The sequence below is a fragment of the Mesorhizobium sp. P2_E10 genome, assembly GCF_056404235.1.
The window spans coordinates 567,145-587,824 of the sequence record NZ_JBFUEK010000003.1 but is presented as its reverse complement, the minus strand read 5'-3'; the positions used below and the strand labels follow the sequence as shown (position 1 = coordinate 587,824).

Below are 20,680 nucleotides of genomic sequence, written 5' to 3'. Positions count from 1 at the left end.
AGGGCTAAGGCAGGGTTTGTGCGGGAGCCGATTCAGGCGCTGCAAACAGCGCAGCCAGCTTCTCCTGCCCGCCCTGAAGAACATTCAGGTCGACATCGCCGCTGATGCCATCGACGCGGCCCCGGTTGTGATATTGCCAGTAGATCCAGTCATCCTGACTTGGCCGCGCTAGCAGCGAACGCAGCCAGTGTGGCCGGGCGACGATCTGCCCGGCATAGGTTTCGGCAGCCTCATCGGTCAGGTAGATGATTGCCGTCTTGCCGAATGCCGCCTCGACAGGACCGAGGAATGCCTCGAGTTCAGCATTCAATTGATCAGGGGATGGCCGCTGCGGGCAATTGCCGCCGAATTCGATGTCGACGACCGGCGGCAGCAGCGGCTGATCACGCGGCACCACCGCGATGAAATTTTTCGCCTGGTCGGCGCCCGGCCGGCAGAAGGTAAAGAAATGATAGGCGCCAACCGCAAGGCCGGCCGCGCGAGCCTCGCGCAGATTGGTGGCGAAAGCATCGTCGACATGGTCGCCGCCTTCGGTCGCCTTGATGACGGCGAAGGCGACATCGTCGGCGGCAACGCGCTGCCAGTCGATCTGGCCCTGATGGTGGGAAACGTCGATGCCCCTGACCGGATAAGAGTCGCGATCCGGTGAGAATGTCTTGAAATAGAAAAAGCCGCTTGCCGCTACGATGCCCGCAACGACCAGACTGGCCGCGCTCCAGAGGATGATCCGGTTCTTCAAGCTTTCTCCGCACGTTGCCGCTGCAGCAGTTCGAACCTTGAAAGCTGAATGTCTGGCTTTTCTGGGGCTGAGGTTCTTAGCCTCGTTCCTTCATAAGCCGGCCCTTCTCGCGCGACCAGTCGCGCTGTTTTTCGGTCTCGCGCTTGTCGTGCAGTTTCTTGCCGCGGCCTACGGCGAGCAGGAGCTTGGCGCGGCCCTGGTCGTTGAAATAGATTTTCAGCGGCACCAGCGTCATGCCTTCGCGCTCGATGCTTTGCGACAGCTTTGCCATCTCGCGTTTGTTGAGCAGCAGCTTGCGCCGCCGCCTGGGCTCGTGGTTGAAGCGGTTGGCCTGCAGATATTCCGGCAGATAGGAATTGATCAGCCAGATCTCGCCGCCCTCGACCGAGGCGTAGCTGTCCTGGATGTTGGCCTGGCCCTGACGCAGCGACTTGACCTCGGTGCCGGTCAGCACCAGGCCGGCCTCGACCGTGTCGAGCACCTCATAGGAAAACCGCGCCTTGCGGTTTTCCGCAACGGTTTTGTTGTTGGGATCGGCTTTTCTGACTTGATTCATGATGTGGAGAGGTGGCGCCTCATCCTCAATTTATCAAGCCGGCGTGCTTCATGGCCGCATCGATCCTGTCGGCGGTCGACTGCTCGACCGTCATCAGCGGCGAACGCAGTACGTTCTCGACCTTGCCCAGCTTCGACAGCGCGTATTTGGCGCCGGAAACGCCGGGCTCGAGGAAGATCGCCTTGTGCAGCGGCAGCAACCGGTCCTGCAGTTCCAGCGCCTTGGCGCTGTCGCCGGACAGCGTCGCCTCCTGGAATTCGGCGCAGAGCCGCGGCGCGACGTTCGAGGTCACCGAAATGCAGCCGACGCCGCCATGGGCGTTGAAGCCGAGCGCCGAAGCATCCTCGCCCGAAAGCTGGATGAAATCCTTGCCACAAGTGGCGCGCTGCTCGGAAACCCGCTCGACCTTGCCGGTGGCATCCTTGACGCCGACGATGTTCTTGAAGTCGTGCGCCAACTGGCCCATCGTCTCCGGGCTCATGTCGATGACCGAGCGCGGCGGGATATTGTAGATGATGATCGGCAGGGTGGTCGCGCGAGCGACCGCGGCGAAATGCGCATAGAGGCCGCGCTGCGTCGGCTTGTTGTAGTACGGCGTGACGACGAGTACCGCGTCGGCACCGGCCTTTTCGGCGTATTGGACCAGACCAACCGCTTCTGCGGTGTTGTTGGAGCCAGCGCCCGCGACGACCGGAGCCCGGCCCTTGGCCACCTCGATGCACACCTTGACGACTTGGCGATGCTCGTCATGCGACAGCGTCGGCGACTCGCCCGTGGTGCCGACAGGAACCAGGCCCGTCGTGCCTTCGGCGAGTTGCCATTCGACAAACGCGCGAAAGGCTTTCTCGTCGAAACGCCCGCTCTTTTCGAACGGTGTCACGAGCGCAGTAAGCGAGCCTCTCAGCATGTCGTCCAACTCCTTGGGACTTCTCGGGTTTTGTCTTCTTGGGTTTGTCGTGCGCCTTCTAGCCGAAAGCGAAGCGGCGCACCATAGTCTCGACATTGTTGCGCGGCAAGCATTGCCATGGTGCCAGCACGCGCAATTCGACCGACCTCGCTAACCCTTTGTTTACGGGCTCTTCACGACCTAAGTCTAGGCTCTCAGGCACCTGGGCTTGCCATTTAAAGTGCCGCAACAGGGAAAGATCAGGATCATGCCGGCCAGTCGGCCACTCCGCTTCGTATTGGCTGGCGCCGTTGCCCTGCTGATGGTGGGGACGGCGGCAAACGAGAGCGTCGACGAGCAGACGACCTCATCGATCCCGATGCCTGGCCTGCAGGACGGAGCGCAGACTGATGCGCCCTCCGCCAATATCGTCGTGTTGAAAGGCGGTCTCGACGCGTTGGCGACCGGCGATATTGCCGCGTCACGCGCCTTGCGCGAAACATTGCCGGCCAATTCGCTGGACCGCCATATCCTGGCTTGGGCGATCGCGCTCTATGGCGGCGACCGTGTGCCGAGCAGCGAGATTGCGGATACCGCAAAGATGCTGCCGAACTGGCCGGGCACCATTGCCTTGCGCAAGAACAGCGAGCGCGCGCTCTACCGCGAAAGCCCTTCGCCACAGACGGTGGTGAAAGCCTTTGACGGAAGCCAGCCGCTGACCTTCGAAGGCGTGGTGATCCTGGCCCGCTCCTATGTGGCGCTTGGCAACACCAAGGCGGCGCTCTCGGTGCTGACGCCGTTCTGGCGCACCGAAAAGCTGGAAGCCAAAGACGAAGCGGCCTTCGTTGAGGAGTTTGGCGCCATCATCCCGGCTGCCGACCATCGTTTCCGCATGGAACGGATGTTTTATGCCGACCGGGAGAATTCGGCGCTGCGGGTCGCAGCACTTGCCGGCGCGCAACCGCTGGCCGATGCGTGGGCCGCCGCTTCGCGTGGCGACAAGAACGCGGCCAAGCTCTTGAAAGCAGTACCTGTAGCGCAGCGATCGGCCGGCTATTTCTTCGCGCAAGCCGAATGTCTGCGCAAGCAGCGGAAGTTTGCAGACGCCGCCGCGGTGGTGATGAAAGCGCCAACCGATCGCGACGCGCTGGTCGATCCCGATGCCTGGTGGGTCGAGCGCCGCGTGCTGTCGCGCGCACTGGTCGACCAGGGCGACTGGAAGACCGCCTACAAGATCGTTGCCGCACATGCCGCCGAAAGCCCCGCCAGTGCCGCCGAGGCCGAATTCCACGCCGGCTGGTATGCACTGCGAGGCCTCAACGATCCCGGCACCGCGTCCGGACATTTTGCCCGCATCGCCGATCTTGCGCAGGGGCCGATGTCGTTGTCGCGCGCCTATTACTGGCTTGGCCGCGCGGCGGAAGTCGGCGGCCCCGGCGATGCAAAGACCTATTTCACCAAGGCGGCCACCTATGGCACCACTTTCTACGGGCAGTTGGCGGCGGAACGGGTTGGTTTGCGCACGCTGAACATCGTCTATCCCGAGCCAAGCGCCGCAGACCGCCAAAGCTTTGACGGCCGCGAGGCTGTCAGCGCCATCAAGCGGCTGCAGGAGGCTGGCTACGACCGCTATGCCGATACGCTCTACCGCGACCTCGCCGGGCAATTGACCAGCCCCGGCGAACTCGCGCTGCTGGCCGTACTGGCGGAAAAGCAGGGCAATCATTTCATGGCGCTGAAGGTCGGCAAGATCGCCGGGGCGCGCGGTATCGATGTCGGCGCGCTGTCGCATCCGCTGGGCGTCATTCCCGATTCGGCCAATATTTCCGGCTCGGGCAAGGCGCTTGCCTATGCGATCGCCCGCCAGGAAAGCGAGTTCAACATCGGCGCCGTCTCCAGCGCCGGCGCGCGCGGGCTGCTGCAACTGATGCCGGGGACCGCCAAGCAATTGGCCAAGAAGGCCGGAATGACCTTCTCACCGGAACGGCTGACCAGCGATGCCGGCTACAACGCGACCTTGGGTGCCGCCTTCCTTGGCGAGCAGCTCGACCGCTTCAACGGCTCCTATGTGCTGACCTTCGCCGGCTACAATGCCGGTCCCAACCGCGCCAGCCAGTGGGTGGCGAAATATGGCGACCCGCGCGGCAAGGACATCGACGCGGTCGTCGACTGGATCGAGCGGATTCCCTACACGGAAACAAGAAGTTACGTGCAGCGCGTTATGGAGAATTACGAAGTCTACAAGATGCGTATTTCGGGGAAATACGACATTGTGGGCGACCTGGTGAACGGGCGGAGCTGAGGCGGCGCATTCTTTGTGATGGCGTTTGCACGACGTGATGGCGTTTGCACGACGCTCAACATTGTTCCGTTGAGTTCCTTCGCGCCCCCCTCTGGCCTGCCGGCCATCTCCCCACTTGGGGGGAGATCGGTTGTAGTCGCCGATTTCGCCAATCTCCAACTTCGCAGGAAGAGTGCAGCGCCCGAACCGCCAATCTCCCCCCATGTGGGGGAGATGTCCGGCAGGACAGAGGGGGGCTGTCCCTCCGACACTTCCAAGATTGTCAGATCACCATGTCCTCGATTTGACCATCCCAGCCCTCGCCTGTAGCAGTCGGAGACGATCCGCCAGCGAGTCCTTTTCTATGTCGAGCACTGAAGGCTTCTCCGATTTCTTCTACGTCGCTCCGGACGGCCTCCAGCTTCACGCGCGCGTCTATGGCGAAGCGAACTCCGGACATTGGCCGGTCGTCTGCCTGCCTGGCCTAACCCGCAACGCGCGCGACTTTCACGAACTGGCGCTGTACCTCTCGACGCGATCGGAAAACCCGCGAAAGATCGTCGCTTTCGATTATCGCGGCCGCGGCCAATCCGCCTACGACCCTGATATCAGCCATTACAATGTCGGCGTCGAAGCGGGCGATATCCTCGCCGGGCTGGCGGCGCTCAACATCGCGGAAGCGGCCTTCATCGGCACGTCGCGCGGCGGGCTGATCATCCATGTGCTCGGCGCGATGCAGCCGGCCGTGCTCAAGGCCATCGTTCTCAACGACATCGGCCCGGTGATCGAGGCGGATGGACTTGCTCATATCCGATCCTATCTCGATCCCGCGCCAAAGCCGAAAACCCGTCCTGAGGCGGTCAGCGCCCAGCGCGGCGCGCATGGTGGCGATTTTCCCGCGCTGACCGAGGCTGATTGGGAGCGGATGGTGTCGGCGCTTTACCGCGAGGCGGATCACGGGCTGATGCCGGATTTCGACCCGAGGCTGCTTGAGACATTGGCGAGCCTTGACCTCAGCAAGCCGTTGCCGGCTCTGTGGCCGCAGTTCGAGGCGCTGGCGGCCATACCAATGCTTGCCATACGTGGCGTCAATTCGAGACTGCTGTCTGCCGAAACACTGGAAGAGATGCGAAAGCGTCATCCCGAGATGGAAACAGTCACGGTCGAGGGTCAGGGCCATGCGCCTTTCCTCGAGACCGGCAGCCTGCCTGGCGCGATTGCCGCCTTCCTGGGCCGGGCCGAGCAACAAGCTCAGATGAAGTAAATCCCAGGACAAAATAAGTCCTGGGATCGCTATCCAAGTATAGGGCAGTTCGGCGGAACTATTTGGCCTTGGAGCTCTTCCCCGCCGCCTTCGCCGTGCCGGCTTCGCGCTTTTGCTTGGGTCCTGCCGAAACAGGCGTGGTCAGCGGAGACGAGAACACTGACATCTCTGCGCTGGCGGCCGGCCCTTCGCGGGGCGTCTCCAGCACGACGACGCAGCCGTCGAGATCGTTGGTGGCCAGATGCGCGTAACGCATGGTCATCGACAGCGTCTGATGGCCGAGCCACATCTGCACGCGCCTGATGTCGATGCCGCCCTGGACAAGGCGCGAGGCGCAAGTGTGACGCAATATATGCGGCACCACCTGATCGTCGGCGCCAAGGCCGACTTCGGCTTTCGCATCATTCCAGATGGCGCGGAACTGCGCCTGGCTGAGCTTGGTGAACGGGCCTTTGGGCCGGCGGCCTTCAGTGACCGGCAGTTTGATCACCTCTTTTACCCGTTCGGTCATCGGAATGGTGCGGCTGCGGCCGGATTTGGTGATCCAGAAGGAGACGCGATGTTCCTGGATGTCGTTCCAGATCAGCCCGAGCGCCTCGCCGAGGCGGCATCCTGAGTCGACCAGGAAGACAGAAAGCCGATAAGCATCCTCGCTGCGGCTCTTGATGGCGGCGAACAACCGCGCCTCTTCGTCCCTTTCGAGGAAACGAATCCGTCCCGCCCGCTCCTTCTGGCGGCGAAACTCGGGCAGGCTGTGGATATCCCCCATCTTATGAGCCTTGCGCAGCAGTTTGCTGAGGGCAGCCATCTTGCGATTGATGGTTGCGTTGCTGTTACCGCGCTGGCGCAAGGTACCGATAAGGTTATCGAGGGTGCTTTGGTCAAAGGCGCTGAAACGCTCGCCGAGGAGAATCTCGTCTATTTCGCCGATGAAAGAGCTGACATTGTATTTATGCCGCCCATCATCCCAAAGTATGTCCCGGTATGCTGAAAATAGCTCTCCGACCCTATGCGACTTTACTTCTCTGATCTTGTTGTAGCTGTATCTTATTTTCGAATTTTGAGAAGAAAACATCGAAAACTGATCGGAGGGTTCTCCCTCTTGAATCGCTTCGTTCGTCATTAATTGCCACACCCCCGAGTGGATAGATCAGACCTATCCGCTTGGAAGCGTCCTTTCAAGAGATTTGATCACGCAGTCGTGATTTCATCCGCCATCAGCGGATCCCACGAAATCAGCCCACGGACCTGTTCAGCTACCCGAACCCCCTTCTCCTTCTCACTGCCATGGCCAAGCCACGAAAACAAAACAGCCCGGGCGTTGATGCACCCGGGCTGAATTTCACCTGTAAGGAACCAGCCCTTAGAACGAGCGCTGGAAGCGGAGGATGCCGCCGACGCCGTCGACCTTGGTCGGACGGAAATCGCTCGAGGCGCGGTTGAAGTAGTCGACTTCGGCCGTGACCGTGAAGCCCGGGACCACATCGTAAGCAATGTTGGCAGCGAGACCGAAGCTCTTGCCGTCGTCATACGATGCCTGGACATTGAACGAGGTCTTCTCGTTGATGGTGTACGAACCACCACCCCAGATTGCCCAGCTGCCGTCCCACTGCTTGAAGAAGGTGTGGCCGCCGTTCGGATCGGTAGCGTCGGATTTGCTGCCATAGCCGCCCATGATGAACAGCGACAGGTTCTGCATCGGAGTCACGTCCAAACGAACCTTGCCAGCGACCGCTTCGTAGTTGCTGTCATAAGCGATGACGCCGGTGATGGCGCCCCAGCCCTGCGTGTACTTCACACCGCCGACGACATGCGGAACGTAGCTGTCGATGGAGTATACGCCTTCGCCTTCTTCCAGCGAAACCACCGCCGAGAAGCCGTTGCCGGCGTCGAAGTAGTACTGGATGACGTTGGTGTCGAAATCGCCGTAGGGGACGAGCGTATCGTCGATGACGTTGCCGGCGTAGCCGATGAACGTATTGAAGGCCGATTCGTCCTTACCGACGCGCAGACCACCGAGCTGGATCCAGGCGAAGTTCAGCGAGGGTGTCTTGTTGTGCGCCTGCCAATTGGCGCTCGGAACAGTCAACGGCCCAGCACCATCCGGATCGGCATAGTCGCCCGAGTTGTTGCCGAAGTTGAAGCGGGTCTCGGTGAAGGTCTTCAAGGTGCCGAGCTCAGTTTCCTGGCCGGTCCAGGTCTTCAGCGTGAAGCGGGCCTGCTTATAGTAGGTGTCGTTGCGGTCCGTCGGGCCGCCCAGAGTATCCGGGACGTTCTGCACGCCTTCGCGGTCACCCACGCCGATGTCGTAACGGACAAAGCCGCCGATGCGCAGGCAGGTTTCGGTGCCGGGGATGTAGAAGTAGCCCGAGCCGTAGACGTCGCAGATCTTGACGTATTCAGCGGGTTCCGGCTCGGCGACGACGACSGCGTCGGCGGCGCGCGCACCGGAAACTGCGATCAGGGCCGCAGCGGAGCCGAGAAGAAGGCTCTTGATGTTCATTTTCTGACCTCCAGTCAAAAGTTAAAAAACGGGTCTGGGTATTCTTTGCTGAAGGACAGCGTTCCCTGCCCCATCCCCACTACTGAAAAAGATGCGCACCGCGCCGCTCCTTCGAACTCGACATTACCCATGAGGCGGCGGCGTTCAACCACGATCGTACCGGCGAAAGGTCTGTGCGGGCGCTATCCCCATGCGTTGTTGCACAAATGACACGATTTGGCCTCAGTCAGAAAGCTCTCATTAACCTTCAGGCCCCTTGCGGCCCTTGTAATCTGGCCGAATCCGGCGATGCGCCGTCGGAATTGCGACCAGGTTCCGAGTCGCCAGCCAGGGAATTGCCGCAGAATCGCCGCATGGCGAGGCGGGGTTTCGGCAGACGCCGGTTTTTTCAATGATAATGGCGCCGGCTTGTTGATTGTGCCGACGCTTTTCTTTATCCAGCGGCGCAACGGAGAGGTGGCCGAGTGGTCGAAGGCGCTCCCCTGCTAAGGGAGTAGAGGTCAAAAGCTTCTCGTGGGTTCGAATCCCATCCTCTCCGCCACCCTACGCCTTGCGGGCTTCGGGTGGCAGGCCACCCGGAACCGCAAGCGGGCGTGGGGTGTCGCCCGAAGCTACGAAGTAGCGTAGGGGGACCATGTGGTACGTGTATTTCCTGCAGCTCCGTAACGGCGATGTCTATGTCGGATCGACGAACGACCTCCGACGCCGGCTCGAATCCCATCAATCGGGCTATGTGACTTCGACAAAAGCCTATCTGCCTGTCACCTTGAAGACCTACATTGCGGTTGAAACCGAGGCCAACGCACGGCAGCTCGAGCGGTATTTCAAGACCGGATCAGGCAAGGCCTTCGCGAGCAAGCGGTTTTGGCCGACAGAGCCAGCTGGCCGCTCATAAGGTTTATCTATTTGAAATAAAACAGCAAAGCAGAACAGTGGACTGCTTTTCATCGACCTCCGCCTCCGATTCTGACTGGAGGTCAGAAAATGAACATCAAGAGCCTTCTTCTCGGCTCCGCTGCGGCCCTGATCGCAGTTTCCGGTGCGCGCGCCGCCGACGCSGTCGTCGTCGCCGAGCCGGAACCCGCTGAATACGTCAAGATCTGCGACGTCTACGGCTCGGGCTACTTCTACATCCCCGGCACCGAAACCTGCCTGCGCATCGGTGGCTATATCCGTTACGACATCGGCGGTGGCGACGTCGGCTCGTTCGACGGTGCGAAGTCCGGCGACCACGAGGACGGCGACGAGCAGAGCACATGGTACAAGCATGCACGCTTCACGCTGAAGACCTGGACCGGCCAGGAAACCGAGCTCGGTACCTTGAAGACCTACACCGAGACCCGCTTCAACTTCGGCAACAGCCAAAACTACGCCACCGTCAATAACAATGGTACTCCGCTTGATGCCACTGACGATTTCTTCAACCCCAATGCAGCCGGCAACAGCGGCGTTTCGCTGAACTTCGCCTGGATCCAGCTCGGTGGTCTGCGCGTCGGTAAGGACGAATCGGCCTTCAATACGTTCATCGGCTACGCCGGCAACGTCATCAACGATACGCTGGTTCCCTACGGCGACTTCGACACCAATGTCATCCAGTACTATTTCGACGCTGGAAACGGCTTCTCGGCCGTTCTCTCGCTCGAAGAAGGCTCGGGCGTCGTCGGCACGATCGACAGCTACGTTCCGCATGTCGTCGGCGGCGTGAAGTACACGCAGGGCTGGGGCGCCATCACCGGCGTCATCGCTTATGACAGCAACTACGAGGAAGTGGCCGGCAAGGTTCGCCTGGACATCACCCCGATGCAGAACCTGTCGCTGTTCATCATGGGCGGCTACGGCACCGACGACAATCTGACGGATCCGACCTGGGCAACTCCGGCCGGCGGCCGCGGCTTCTACAAGCAGTGGAGCGGCAACTGGGCAGTCTGGGGTGGTGGCACCTACACCATCAACCAGAAGACCTCGTTCAACACCCAGCTCTCCTATGACGAAGGCAAGAACTTCGGCGCTGCGGCGAACATTGCCTACGACATCGTTCCCGGCTTCACGGTCACGGCGGAAGTCGACTACCTGCACCTTGGCGACGATACCGTCTCCAACTGGACCAATGCCGACAAGAAAAACAGCGTCGGTGGCCTCCTCCGCTTCCAGCGCTCGTTCTAACAGGCTCTGCCTGGCTGAAATCGAACCCGGCGGGCAACCGCCGGGTTTTTTTGGACATTGAGGATAACGGTCTTGGCTCAAGAATTTCGCTGGTAACGGCGAAGCAGCGACGGGGCCCTCACACTCAAATGTCGGCAAGGTCTCCCAGTGCGTCGATCAGCGGCTGGATCTTGCCGCCATAGTTCTTCCAACGCTTGACCGACGATGTATAGATCGGCTGGCGAACCTGCCAGCGGCTGATCGTTCTGACGGACCCTTCCTTTTCGAAGAAGCGGAGGCAGGCGTCATCCCAGGGCAGCCCGAGATGGTCGATCAGGCGACGCGATTGCGCTTCCTGATCAGAAATGAGTTCCTCATAACGGTTTTCAAATATGCGCCCAGGGAGCAGTGCCTTCCAGTGCGTCATAAGTCGATCATACTCGCGATAGTACAGGCCCAATTCGTGAAGGTCTGACGTATAACGGTGTTTGTCGTTAAGGTCCGATGTGAAACAAGACAGGCAATTGTCGATCGCGTCACGTCTACAGTGAATTATGCGAGCATTCGGAAATAGAATCGCGATCAGGCCGACAATTTCGAAATTGTGAGGCATCTTGTCGACAACTCGCAAGTCAGTATCGGAATATTGGCTCAAAAATGCCAGGTAATCCTGCGCCAGTGTTTGCGATCGTTCGATTGTCATTGTCTTGACCAGCGGCCCGAAACCCGGATCCACTTCGTCGTTCATCCCGCTGACGGCGGCCATTTGCCAGAGCTTGGAGAGTTCCCCCGCGCCATGAACGTCTGGATGGCTCGAGCAGATCTGTTCTGTCAGCGTCGTTCCAGAACGCGGCATCCCAAGAACGAACACCGGAATGTCGGAAGGGCTTCCAAAGCCCGTTTTGGCTGCCAAGAGTTCGGCGTCGAAGATCTCGATCAAGGAGTCCACCTTCTTGCGGTAGGACGTGATGTCGAAATTTCGCTCGGTGAATGTCTTGGCTTTCAGGTAGTGATCCATAGCGTCGTCGAAACGCTTGAGATCGCTCAAAAGCTTGCCCGCCGCCATATGAAGTTGATAAGAGTCGGCGCCGACGACAGCAGGATCGGCAAGTTCATTGAGAATGGACGTGAGCTCGGGTGGCTCCGTTGAGAATTTTCGCGTGTTGACAAGCGCATGGTAGGCTGCCGGTACATTTAGACGCCTGCCGATGGCTTCCCCCAGACAGGTTGCTGCGTCGTCCATCCTTCCCAGGCTGCTTAGCACAGTTGCCATACCCAATCGAACCTGGGGGTGGTCCCTGTTGATTTTAAGCACCCGTTCGTAGGCAGCCAAAGCCATTTCGGCCTTGTCAAACTTGTTGTAGGCTTGACCCAATGCGAAATGCGCCTCTACCAGATCAGGCTCTAGTTCACACGCGCGCCGCAGATGCTCGATTGCTGGCGAATAGTCCGCAGCTTTCAACCAGGCTTCGCCCAGGCTCAGCTGGTAATACGGATTGTTGGGCTCCCCGGCGGCTGCACGCTCGAAATACTTGATGGCCAGTTTGATGTCGAAATCGAACCCCAGCGTTCCCAGTATGTACAGCGCTAGCGAATGTTCGGGAGTTCTTGCCAGAACACGGTGACAGAGTTCCTCGGCCTCCGGTAAACGTTCGGCTTTCTGAAGCTCAAGCGCCTGCCTCAAGATCAAGTCGTCGGCCTGCGGGCGAGGCGGAACCGCCTTCGGCGGCTGCGGTTTCGGCAGTCCAGCTTGCGGCGACGCGACCTTTGGCGCGGGTTGGGCCTTGAGGTGCTTGGCCCAGGCCGGTGGTAATCGTGTGTTCATCGTGCCTCGCTAGCAAAAGAGCCGACAGAATCTAGCACGGGACGACCTTCCCATGACAAGTATGCCGTCACGGAGATCTCCGCCGCCCATCGTGACTTGCTCCTGGCCTCCCTTCATCTCGGGTTGGCAACTTGCACCCTTTCACCTGTCACGCTAGCAAGAGCTTCCTCTTCTCGCGAGCCTTTTGCCATGCGCCAGCGCCCTCCCCTCACGCCGCTCATCGGCGCGCTTCCCTCGACGGTGCCGTTTGTCGGCCCGGAGGCGCAGGAGCGCGATCGCGGCCGTGCCTTTCGCGCTCGTATCGGCGCCAATGAGAGCAGTTTTGGGCCTTCGCCGCGCGTCATTGCCCGCATGGAAAGCGTCGCGCGCGACCAGTGGATGTATTGCGACCCCGACAATTTCGACCTGAAGGTTGCCGCCGCCGCCCATCTCGGCGTCGGCACCGAAAACGTGGTCGTCGGCGAAGGTATAGACGGGCTGCTCAGCCTGGTGGCGCGCATGTATGTGGCGCCTGGTGACGCCGTGGTGACCTCGCTTGGCGCCTATCCGACCTTCAATTTTCACATTGCCGGCGTCGGCGGCCGGCTGGTCGCGGTTCCCTATGAGAACGACCGGGAGAGCCTGGACGGCCTGCTGGCGGCGGTCGTCAAGGACAAGGCGCCACTGGTCTATCTCTCCAACCCCGACAATCCGATGGGCAGTTGGTGGGAAGCGGCCGAGCTTGTCCGCTTCATCGAAGCGCTGCCCGAGACCACCATGCTGGTGCTCGACGAGGCTTATGGCGAGTTGGGACCTGTTACGGCGCTGCCGCCGATCGACGTTTCCAGGCCGAACGTCATTCGCATGCGCACTTTCTCGAAGGCCTACGGGCTGGCCGGCATACGCTGCGGCTATGCGGTGGCCGAGGCCCAGGTGATTCGCGATTTCGAAAAAATCCGCAACCATTATGGCGTCAGCCGCATGGCGCAGATCGCCGGAGTCGAGGCGCTTGCCGACCAGGATTATCTCGGAACCGTGGTGGCGCGGGTCGCGGCCGGTCGCCGGCGCATCGCCGGGATCGCTGAGGCGAACGGGCTGAAGCCGCTGCAATCAGCAACCAACTTCGTCACCATCGATTGCGGCCATGACGGTGCCTTCGCGCTGAAAGTGCTGCAGGGCCTGCTGTCGCGCGACGTGTTTATCCGCAAGCCGATGGTGCCGGTGCTCGACCGCTGCATCCGGGTCAGCGTCGGCCTCGACCACGAGCTCGACATTTTTGCCGAGGAACTGCCCGGCGCGCTGGCCGCCGCGCGTGGGAACTAGTCCGCCGGCCCGTCCTCGCCGTTCAAGCCTGTTGCTTTCGTTCGATCCTGCGCCAGACTCTGTGCATGGGAGAGAGCGATGGATGATCGGCAAAGGGCAGTACAGGCGCGCGTACACGGCAAGGTGCAGGGTGTCGGCTACAGGATCTGGGTGCGAGGCGAGGCGACGGAGTTGGGCCTTGCCGGTTGGGTGCGAAACGAAAGGGACGGCTCGGTCACGGCATGGCTTGCCGGCGCCGAGGCGTCGGTCTCGACAATGATCGAACGTCTGCGAAAGGGTCCGCCGGGTGCCTGGGTTTCGCGGATCGATGTCGAGGAACTCGAGGGCTGGAGCGCACCTGTCGGCTTCCGGATCGTCGCATAGGCATGCCTGGATTAACCGCCACTTGAATTAATTGAACGTTCGTTTTATTATTGCCTCTCCTCAATGAGGCGATCATGGCGCGCACCACCGGTTCCGATGGCGAAAAGACCGAAGCTGCTGTGCGCGAAGCTGCGGTCAGCCTGATCGCACGCTTCGGCTATGAGGCGATGTCGATGCGCCAGCTCGCCGCCGAGGTCGGCGTGCAGGCGGCAGCGCTCTATCGCTACTTTCCCACCAAGGAAGACCTTTTGTTCACGCTGATGCGCGAGCACATGGAAGGGCTGATCGAGGCATGGGATACGGCAAGGCCCGGCACTGCCGATCCGACGGCGCGGCTTGCCGCCTATGTCGAGAACCATATCGCTTTCCATATCGGGCGTCGCCATTCCACTCATGTCTCCAACATGGAATTGCGTAGCCTGTCGCATGACCGCCTGACGCAAATCCTGCGGATGCGCACGGCCTATGAAAAGGAATTGCGCGCCATATTGCGTGACGGCGCAGAGATGGGCGCCTTCAGCATCGACGACACCGGACTGACCGCCATGGCGCTGATCCAGATGATGACGGGCGTCATCGTCTGGTTCCGGCCGGGCGAGCGGCTGTCGATCGCTGAAGTCACCACAACATATCTTTCAATGACAATGCGGCTCGTCGGCGCGAATATTGGCGGCAGGGAGGATGGCCATGTACACGAACACGCTCAGCTTCGGGCATGACGAAGACATCGAGGCGCTGCGCGACCTGGTGCGCCGCTTCGCGCAGGACAGGATCGCGCCGATTGCCGCCGAGATCGACCGCTCGAACGAATTCCCGGCGCATCTGTGGGCGGAACTCGGCGCGCTCGGCCTGCTTGGCATCACCGCCGATCCCGATTTCGGCGGCACCGGCATGGGCTATCTCGCCCATGTGATCGCGGTGGAGGAGATTTCGCGCGCCTCGGCCTCGGTCGGCCTGTCCTATGGCGCCCATTCCAATCTCTGCGTCAACCAGATCAACCGCTGGGCGACGCCGGCGCAGAAGGAAAAATATCTCCCTGCTTTGTGCTCGGGCGAAAAGGTCGGCGCGCTGGCGATGTCGGAATCCGGTGCCGGCTCCGACGTCGTGTCGCTCAAGCTGCGTGCCGAAAAGCGCAATGATCGCTATGTGCTCAACGGCACCAAGATGTGGATCACCAACGGCCCCGACGCCGAGACGCTGGTCGTCTACGCCAAGACCGACCCGGAGCGCCACTCGCGCGGCATCACCGCCTTCATCATCGAAAAGGCTTTTGCTGGCTTTTCCGTGGCGCAAAAGCTCGACAAGCTCGGCATGCGCGGCTCCAACACCGGCGAGCTGGTGTTCGAGAATGTCGAGGTGCCGTTCGACAATGTGCTGCACGAGGAAGGGCGTGGCGTCGAGGTGCTGATGTCGGGACTCGACTATGAGCGCACGGTGCTGGCCGGTGGCCCGATCGGGCTGATGGCCGCCTGCCTCGATGTGGCGATCCCTTACGTGCACGAGCGCAAGCAGTTCGGCCAGCCGATCGGCGAATTCCAGCTGGTGCAAGGCAAGCTGGCCGACATGTATACGGTGATGAACGCCGCGCGCGCCTATGTCTATGCCGTGGCCGCCGCTTGCGACCGCGGCCAGACCACGCGCAAGGACGCCGCCGGCTGTGTGCTGTTTGCCGCCGAGAAAGCGACGCAGATGGCGCTCGACGCGCTGCAGCTCTTGGGCGGCAATGGCTATATCAACGACTATCCGACCGGCCGGCTGTTGCGCGACGCCAAGCTCTACGAGATCGGTGCCGGCACAAGCGAAATCCGCCGCTGGCTGATCGGACGGGAAATCATGGCGGAGAGCGTCTGAGATGCCAGTCCTCACTTCTGAGATCTCCCCCGCCTCCGACACCTTCCGCGCCAACGCCGAGCGCATGCGGGCGCTGGTCGCCGACATTGCGGAAAAGGCGGCCAGCGTCGAGCGCGGCGGCTCGGACGAGGCGCGCGAGCGGCACGTCTCGCGCGGCAAGTTGTTGCCGCGCGAGCGCCTCGCGCAACTGCTCGACACCGGTTCGCCCTTCCTTGAGATCGGCCAATTCGCGGCATGGTCGATGTATGGCGAGGAAATCTCGGCGGCCGGCCTCATCGCCGGCGTCGGCCGCGTCGAAGGCACCGAGGTGATGGTCGTGGTCAACGACGCGACGGTGAAGGGCGGCACCTATTATCCGCTGACGGTGAAGAAGCATTTGCGGGCGCAGGAGATCGCGCTGCAGAACAATCTGCCCTGCGTCTATCTGGTCGACAGTGGTGGCGCCAATCTGCCCAACCAGGACGAGGTGTTTCCCGACCGCGATCATTTCGGCCGCATCTTCTACAATCAGGCCAACATGTCGGCGGCAGGCATTCCGCAGATCGCCTGCGTCATGGGCTCGTGCACGGCCGGCGGCGCCTATGTGCCGGCAATGTCGGACGAGACGATCATGGTGCGCAACCAGGCGACCATCTTTCTTGGCGGCCCGCCGCTGGTGAAGGCCGCCACTGGTGAGGATGTCAGCGCCGAGGATTTGGGTGGCGCCGACGTGCACACAAGGCTGTCGGGCGTCGGGGACCACTATGCGCTGGACGACGAGCATGCGCTGGCGATCGCGCGCCGCATCGTCAAAAACCTCAACCGGCGCAAGTCCGTCAGCCTGGCCTTACAGCAACCGGCTCCGCCACTTCACGACGCGCGGGAACTCTACGGCATCGTGCCGACGGATCTGCGCCAGCCCTATGATGTGCGCGAGGTGATCGCGCGCGTCGTCGACGGCTCCGAGTTCGACGAGTTCAAGCAGAATTACGGCACCACGCTGGTCACCGGCTTTGCCCATTTGCAAGGCATGCCGGTCGGCATCATCGCCAACAATGGCGTGCTGTTTTCGGAGAGCGCTGTGAAGGGCGCGCATTTCATCGAGCTGTGCTGCCAGAGGAAAATCCCGCTGATCTTCCTGCAGAACATCACCGGCTTCATGGTCGGGCGAAAATACGAGGCCGGCGGTATCGCCAAGGACGGCGCCAAGCTGGTGATGGCAGTCGCCACGGCACGCGTGCCGAAGGTGACGATGATCATCGGCGGCTCGTTCGGCGCCGGCAATTACGGCATGTGCGGTCGCGCCTATTCGCCACGTTTCCTGTGGATGTGGCCGAACGCCCGCATTTCAGTGATGGGCGGCGAACAGGCGGCAACGGTGCTGGCCGTGGTCAAGCGCGAGGGCATCGAGCGCAAGGGTGGCGAGTGGTCGGCAGAAGAGGAAGCGAAGTTCAAGAAGCCGATCCTCATGAAGTACGAACACGAGGGCCATCCGCTCTATTCCTCGGCGCGGCTGTGGGATGACGGCATCATCGATCCGGCGCGGACGCGCGAGGTGCTGGCGCTCAGCCTTTCGGCCGCGCTCAATGCCGAAATCGAAGAAACACGCTTCGGCGTGTTCAGGATGTGAGATGAGCGAGATCGGCGACCGGATCCGCGTTCACACCGGCGACATCACCAAGCTTGCGGTCGATGCCATCGTCAATGCCGCCAATTCCTCGCTGCTGGGCGGCGGCGGCGTCGACGGCGCCATTCACCGGGCGGCCGGGCCAGAGCTCTTGGCTGAATGCCGAATGCTGAACGACTGCAAGATCGGCGAGGCCAAGCTGACCAAGGGCTATCACCTGCCGGCACGCTACATTATCCACACGGTCGGACCGGTCTGGCAAGGCGGCGGCAAAGGCGAAGCAGAACTGCTCGCCTCCTGCTATATCAGGTCGCTTGAGATCGCCCGCGCTCATGATTGCCGGACCGTGGCGTTCCCAGCGATCTCGACCGGTGTCTACCGCTATCCAAAGGACCAGGCGACGCAGATCGCCGTAAGCACGGTGAGTGACTTCATCGGCAGCAATGCCCTTCCGGAAACCGTTGCTTTCTGTTGCTTCGACCAACAGACGGCAGAACTATACCGGCAGGCCGTTGCTGCCCTTGGCGGAGCCTAATCTGAATGGAGAAGATGGTTCATCCAGCTGTGCAAAAGCAATTTTCGGTGAGCAGGCTGGCGGCGCTGGAGAATAGGCGCTATTGCTCGTCCCGCATTGGGCAGTTGGGATGGGGTAAAGATGAGGCTGAAATATTCGGGCAAGACGACTGCGTCGATACTTGCAGGCTTGCTTATATTCGCAGTACCCGGCGTCGGCGCCGCGGTATCGCTGGCGGGAAGCAAGGGCGACACTCATTTCTATCCGTATTTACCGAAAAACCCGAAAGATCAGTGCACCAGGGCTTACAACGCCTATGTGGCGGCAGGCGGCCATTCGGCCTACGCGACCACGCCCTATGCCCGCATCCGTTCGTTGTACATCATCTGCGGCTCGGGCTTGAATGCACCGTCACAGAAGGTTGCCGAAGACCGGGCGATGAAATCCTGCGAGGCCGCCCGCAGCCATTACAAGGTCATTACAGGGGCGGGCTGCGAAGTCGCCGCGTCGAAGTAAGGCAGGCCTTCCTTCCCGACGCTTTGACAACGGCCGGGCTGCATCGCAGGGTGCGGCGATGAGAAAGCTTGCGCGGATAGGCCGGCTGGACAGCGCCCATTCTCCACTCCGGGAGCATCCATGTTCGCCAAGATCCTGATCGCCAATCGCGGCGAGATCGCCTGCCGCGTGATCCGCACGGCGCGCAAGATGGGCGTGCGCACCGTCGCCGTCTATTCCGACGCCGACGCCAAAGCGCTGCATGTCGCGATGGCCGATGAGGCGGTGCATATCGGCGCCTCTCCGGTCGGTGAAAGCTATCTGCGCGGCGACAAGATCGTCGCCGCAGCCTTGGCGACGGGTGCGCAAGCGATCCACCCCGGCTACGGCTTTCTCTCGGAAAATCCTGACTTCGTCGACCAGGTGGTGATGGCGGGGCTGATCTTCATCGGTCCATCGGCGGCATCGATCCGCGCCATGGGGCTGAAGGACGCGGCCAAGCGACTGATGGAGAAGGCCGGCGTGCCGGTGGTGCCGGGCTATCATGGCGAGGCGCAGGAGATCGTGCTGCTCGCCTCCAAGGCGCGCGAGATCGGCTATCCCGTCTTGATCAAGGCGCGCGCCGGCGGCGGCGGCAAGGGCATGCGGCGGGTCGACCATCCCGACGATTTTGCCGAAGCACTGTCGGGGGCGCGTCGCGAAGCGAAAGCCGCCTTCGGCGACGACCGCGTGCTGGTCGAGAAATATGTCGACAAGCCGCGCCACATCGAGGTGCAGGTGTTCGGCGACAATTTCGGCAACGCCGTGCATCTTTTCGAGCGCGACTGCTCGGCGCAGCGCCGCCACCAGAAGGTGATCGAGGAAGCGCCGGCGCCCGATATGACGCCGGCATTGCGCAAGGCGATGACGGACGCGGCGGTCAAGGCGGCCAAGGCGATCAACTATTCCGGCGCCGGCACCATCGAGTTCATCGTCGATGCCTCGCAAGGGCTGAAGGCGGATCGCTTCTGGTTCATGGAAATGAACACCCGCCTGCAGGTCGAGCACCCGGTCACCGAAATGGTCACCGGCACCGACCTGGTCGAGTGGCAGCTGCGCGTGGCCGCCGGCGAGAAGCTGCCGAAGACGCAGAGCGAGATCGCGCTTTCCGGCCATGCCTTCGAGGCGCGCGTCTATGCCGAGGATGCGGCAAAAGGTTTTTTGCCGGCGACGGGCACGCTGCATCATCTGAAGTTTCCCGACAGCGCACCCGAGGGCGCCACCATGCGCATCGAAACCGGCGTGCGGGCCGGCGATGCTATCTCGCCCTTCTACGATCCGATGATCGCCAAGCTGGTTGTCCACGCAAAGGACAGGCAGGCCGCTCTCGACGCGCTAGGCACAGCGTTGGCGCAGACCGAGATCGCCGGCTCGACCGTCAACACCGCGTTTCTGGCGGCGCTTGCTGCCGACGCGGATTTTTCCGCCGGCGATGTCGACACCGGCCTGATCGGCAGGCATCAGCAGGCGTTGACTGCCATTCCGCCACCAACGGCTGAGACCATTGCGGCCGCCGCGCTTGCCGCCTCCGGCGCGGGCGAGCAGGCGCCGTCCGACGATCCGTGGTCGTCGCTCGCCGGCTATGCGCATTTCCACACTGCGGCACGGCGTACGCGGCTGAAGTTCGGCGAGGACGATATTGTAGCGCGCGTTTCAGTGCGGCCAGACGGACGCTTCGAGGTAGCGCTGGATGCGCCCTATGAAAGCGTCAATTCGCATGAGCTCCGCGCCGCCCCTCGCCTTGCCCGCTGGCCCGGCCACGTCACCGTTTTCGAAGGCGCGGTCGGCTACAGTTTCACCGTGCCCGATCCGCTGGCGCGAACCGACGAGGCGGCTGCCAGTTCCGGCAGCCTGCGCGCACCGATGCCGGGCCTGGTCAAGCTGGTGCGTGTGGCAAAGGGCGATGCCGTGACCAAGGGACAACCGCTGCTGATCCTGGAAGCGATGAAGATGGAGCACACGATTGCCGCAAGCCATGACGGGATGATCGCCGAGATCGCCGCGGAGGGCGCGCAAGTCACAGACGGCACGGTGCTGGTGCGCTTCGCCGAAGAGCCGAACGCCTAGGGCCTGTTCCCTCCTAATGCGGGAGGGCTCGGTCTCAGTGTTTGAGCGCAATCTTTTTCGAAGACCGGCTTCCACTTTTCGCTGCGCGAACCCTTTGTTCGAGGGCCATGCCCTGGACAAGGGCGGGCTTTGGTGCGGCATTTGACGGCGCATTGGACGCCCCAACAAAACAAGCAAGATCACGACAGCCAGCGGCTAGTTGCCCAATAAGATATAAAATACAAATCTAGAGATTAATATCGATATT

At 61.6% G+C, this 20,680-nt stretch carries 18 protein-coding genes and 1 tRNA gene; 13 read left to right on the top strand and 6 right to left on the bottom strand.

The features are described 5' to 3' along the window. Window positions 1-4: 4 nt before the first annotated feature. The 3 genes from AC1D0N_RS11690 to dapA all read right to left on the bottom strand — a co-directional run bounded on the left by AC1D0N_RS11690 (window position 5) and on the right by dapA (window position 2,202). Window positions 5-739, bottom strand: a complete 735-nt coding sequence (locus AC1D0N_RS11690; RefSeq protein WP_477243889.1) for a glycoside hydrolase family 25 protein — start codon at window positions 737-739, stop codon at window positions 5-7. Window positions 740-815: 76 nt separating this feature from the next. After that, entirely contained in the window at window positions 816-1,295 is a 480-nt protein-coding gene (gene smpB / locus AC1D0N_RS11685; RefSeq protein ID WP_436259044.1) for an SsrA-binding protein SmpB, read from the bottom strand. A gap of 25 nt (window positions 1,296-1,320) precedes the next feature. Next, window positions 1,321-2,202, bottom strand: a complete 882-nt coding sequence (gene dapA / locus AC1D0N_RS11680) for a 4-hydroxy-tetrahydrodipicolinate synthase (RefSeq protein WP_477243886.1) — start codon at window positions 2,200-2,202, stop codon at window positions 1,321-1,323. A 247-nt stretch (window positions 2,203-2,449) separates the two neighbouring features. Here dapA and AC1D0N_RS11675 point away from each other — a divergent pair, with 247 nt between their 5' ends. Both AC1D0N_RS11675 and AC1D0N_RS11670 read left to right on the top strand, forming a co-directional pair. Further along, window positions 2,450-4,483, top strand: coding sequence for a lytic transglycosylase domain-containing protein (locus AC1D0N_RS11675; RefSeq protein ID WP_477243884.1), 2,034 nt, complete (start codon window positions 2,450-2,452; stop codon window positions 4,481-4,483). 343 nt (window positions 4,484-4,826) lie between these two features. Further along, window positions 4,827-5,726, top strand: coding sequence for an alpha/beta fold hydrolase (locus AC1D0N_RS11670; protein ID WP_477243882.1), 900 nt, complete (start codon window positions 4,827-4,829; stop codon window positions 5,724-5,726). Window positions 5,727-5,784: 58 nt separating this feature from the next. On the opposite strand, the gene AC1D0N_RS11665 is transcribed toward AC1D0N_RS11670, so the two are convergent. Next, window positions 5,785-6,801, bottom strand: coding sequence for a tyrosine-type recombinase/integrase (locus tag AC1D0N_RS11665; protein WP_477244038.1), 1,017 nt, complete (start codon window positions 6,799-6,801; stop codon window positions 5,785-5,787). 288 nt (window positions 6,802-7,089) lie between these two features. After that, complete coding sequence (locus tag AC1D0N_RS11660; RefSeq protein WP_477243880.1) at window positions 7,090-8,229, bottom strand: porin; 1,140 nt, start codon at window positions 8,227-8,229, stop codon at window positions 7,090-7,092. Between the two features lie 450 nt (window positions 8,230-8,679). Between AC1D0N_RS11660 and AC1D0N_RS11655 the strand changes: the two genes are divergently transcribed. From AC1D0N_RS11655 to AC1D0N_RS11645, 3 genes are all read left to right on the top strand, one after another. After that, window positions 8,680-8,770, top strand: a tRNA-Ser gene (locus tag AC1D0N_RS11655). A 93-nt stretch (window positions 8,771-8,863) separates the two neighbouring features. Continuing rightward, a complete protein-coding gene (locus tag AC1D0N_RS11650) occupies window positions 8,864-9,124 on the top strand; it encodes a GIY-YIG nuclease family protein (RefSeq protein WP_477243878.1) in 261 nt (86 codons plus the stop codon). Window positions 9,125-9,213: 89 nt separating this feature from the next. After that, window positions 9,214-10,392 (top strand): porin, encoded by a 1,179-nt coding sequence (locus AC1D0N_RS11645; RefSeq protein WP_477243876.1) that lies wholly within the window; start codon window positions 9,214-9,216, stop codon window positions 10,390-10,392. A gap of 124 nt (window positions 10,393-10,516) precedes the next feature. Here AC1D0N_RS11645 and AC1D0N_RS11640 read toward each other — a convergent pair whose 3' ends face one another. Next, window positions 10,517-12,196, bottom strand: a complete 1,680-nt coding sequence (locus tag AC1D0N_RS11640) for a tetratricopeptide repeat-containing sulfotransferase family protein (RefSeq protein WP_477243874.1) — start codon at window positions 12,194-12,196, stop codon at window positions 10,517-10,519. A gap of 189 nt (window positions 12,197-12,385) precedes the next feature. On the opposite strand from AC1D0N_RS11640, the gene AC1D0N_RS11635 reads away from it, so the two are divergent. The 8 genes from AC1D0N_RS11635 to AC1D0N_RS11600 all read left to right on the top strand — a co-directional run bounded on the left by AC1D0N_RS11635 (window position 12,386) and on the right by AC1D0N_RS11600 (window position 20,433). Continuing rightward, the gene (locus AC1D0N_RS11635; protein WP_477243872.1) at window positions 12,386-13,498 is read left to right on the top strand and encodes a pyridoxal phosphate-dependent aminotransferase; all 1,113 of its coding nucleotides are present in this window, start codon (window positions 12,386-12,388) and stop codon (window positions 13,496-13,498) included. 78 nt (window positions 13,499-13,576) lie between these two features. Next, window positions 13,577-13,861 (top strand): acylphosphatase, encoded by a 285-nt coding sequence (locus AC1D0N_RS11630; protein ID WP_477243870.1) that lies wholly within the window; start codon window positions 13,577-13,579, stop codon window positions 13,859-13,861. A gap of 74 nt (window positions 13,862-13,935) precedes the next feature. Beyond that, complete coding sequence (locus tag AC1D0N_RS11625) at window positions 13,936-14,580, top strand: TetR/AcrR family transcriptional regulator (protein WP_477243868.1); 645 nt, start codon at window positions 13,936-13,938, stop codon at window positions 14,578-14,580. Continuing rightward, the gene (locus AC1D0N_RS11620) at window positions 14,549-15,712 is read left to right on the top strand and encodes an isovaleryl-CoA dehydrogenase (RefSeq protein ID WP_477243866.1); all 1,164 of its coding nucleotides are present in this window, start codon (window positions 14,549-14,551) and stop codon (window positions 15,710-15,712) included. The genes AC1D0N_RS11625 and AC1D0N_RS11620 overlap by 32 nt, the downstream gene beginning before the upstream one ends. Window position 15,713: 1 nt before the next feature. Further along, a complete protein-coding gene (locus tag AC1D0N_RS11615; RefSeq protein ID WP_477243864.1) occupies window positions 15,714-17,321 on the top strand; it encodes a carboxyl transferase domain-containing protein in 1,608 nt (535 codons plus the stop codon). Window position 17,322: 1 nt separating this feature from the next. Beyond that, on the top strand, window positions 17,323-17,853 hold the full coding sequence (locus tag AC1D0N_RS11610) for an O-acetyl-ADP-ribose deacetylase (protein ID WP_477243862.1): 531 nt from the start codon (window positions 17,323-17,325) through the stop codon (window positions 17,851-17,853). Between the two features lie 120 nt (window positions 17,854-17,973). After that, window positions 17,974-18,348 (top strand): hypothetical protein, encoded by a 375-nt coding sequence (locus tag AC1D0N_RS11605; protein WP_477243860.1) that lies wholly within the window; start codon window positions 17,974-17,976, stop codon window positions 18,346-18,348. Between the two features lie 120 nt (window positions 18,349-18,468). Beyond that, window positions 18,469-20,433, top strand: a complete 1,965-nt coding sequence (locus AC1D0N_RS11600) for an acetyl/propionyl/methylcrotonyl-CoA carboxylase subunit alpha (RefSeq protein WP_477243858.1) — start codon at window positions 18,469-18,471, stop codon at window positions 20,431-20,433. Window positions 20,434-20,680 lie beyond the last annotated feature (247 nt).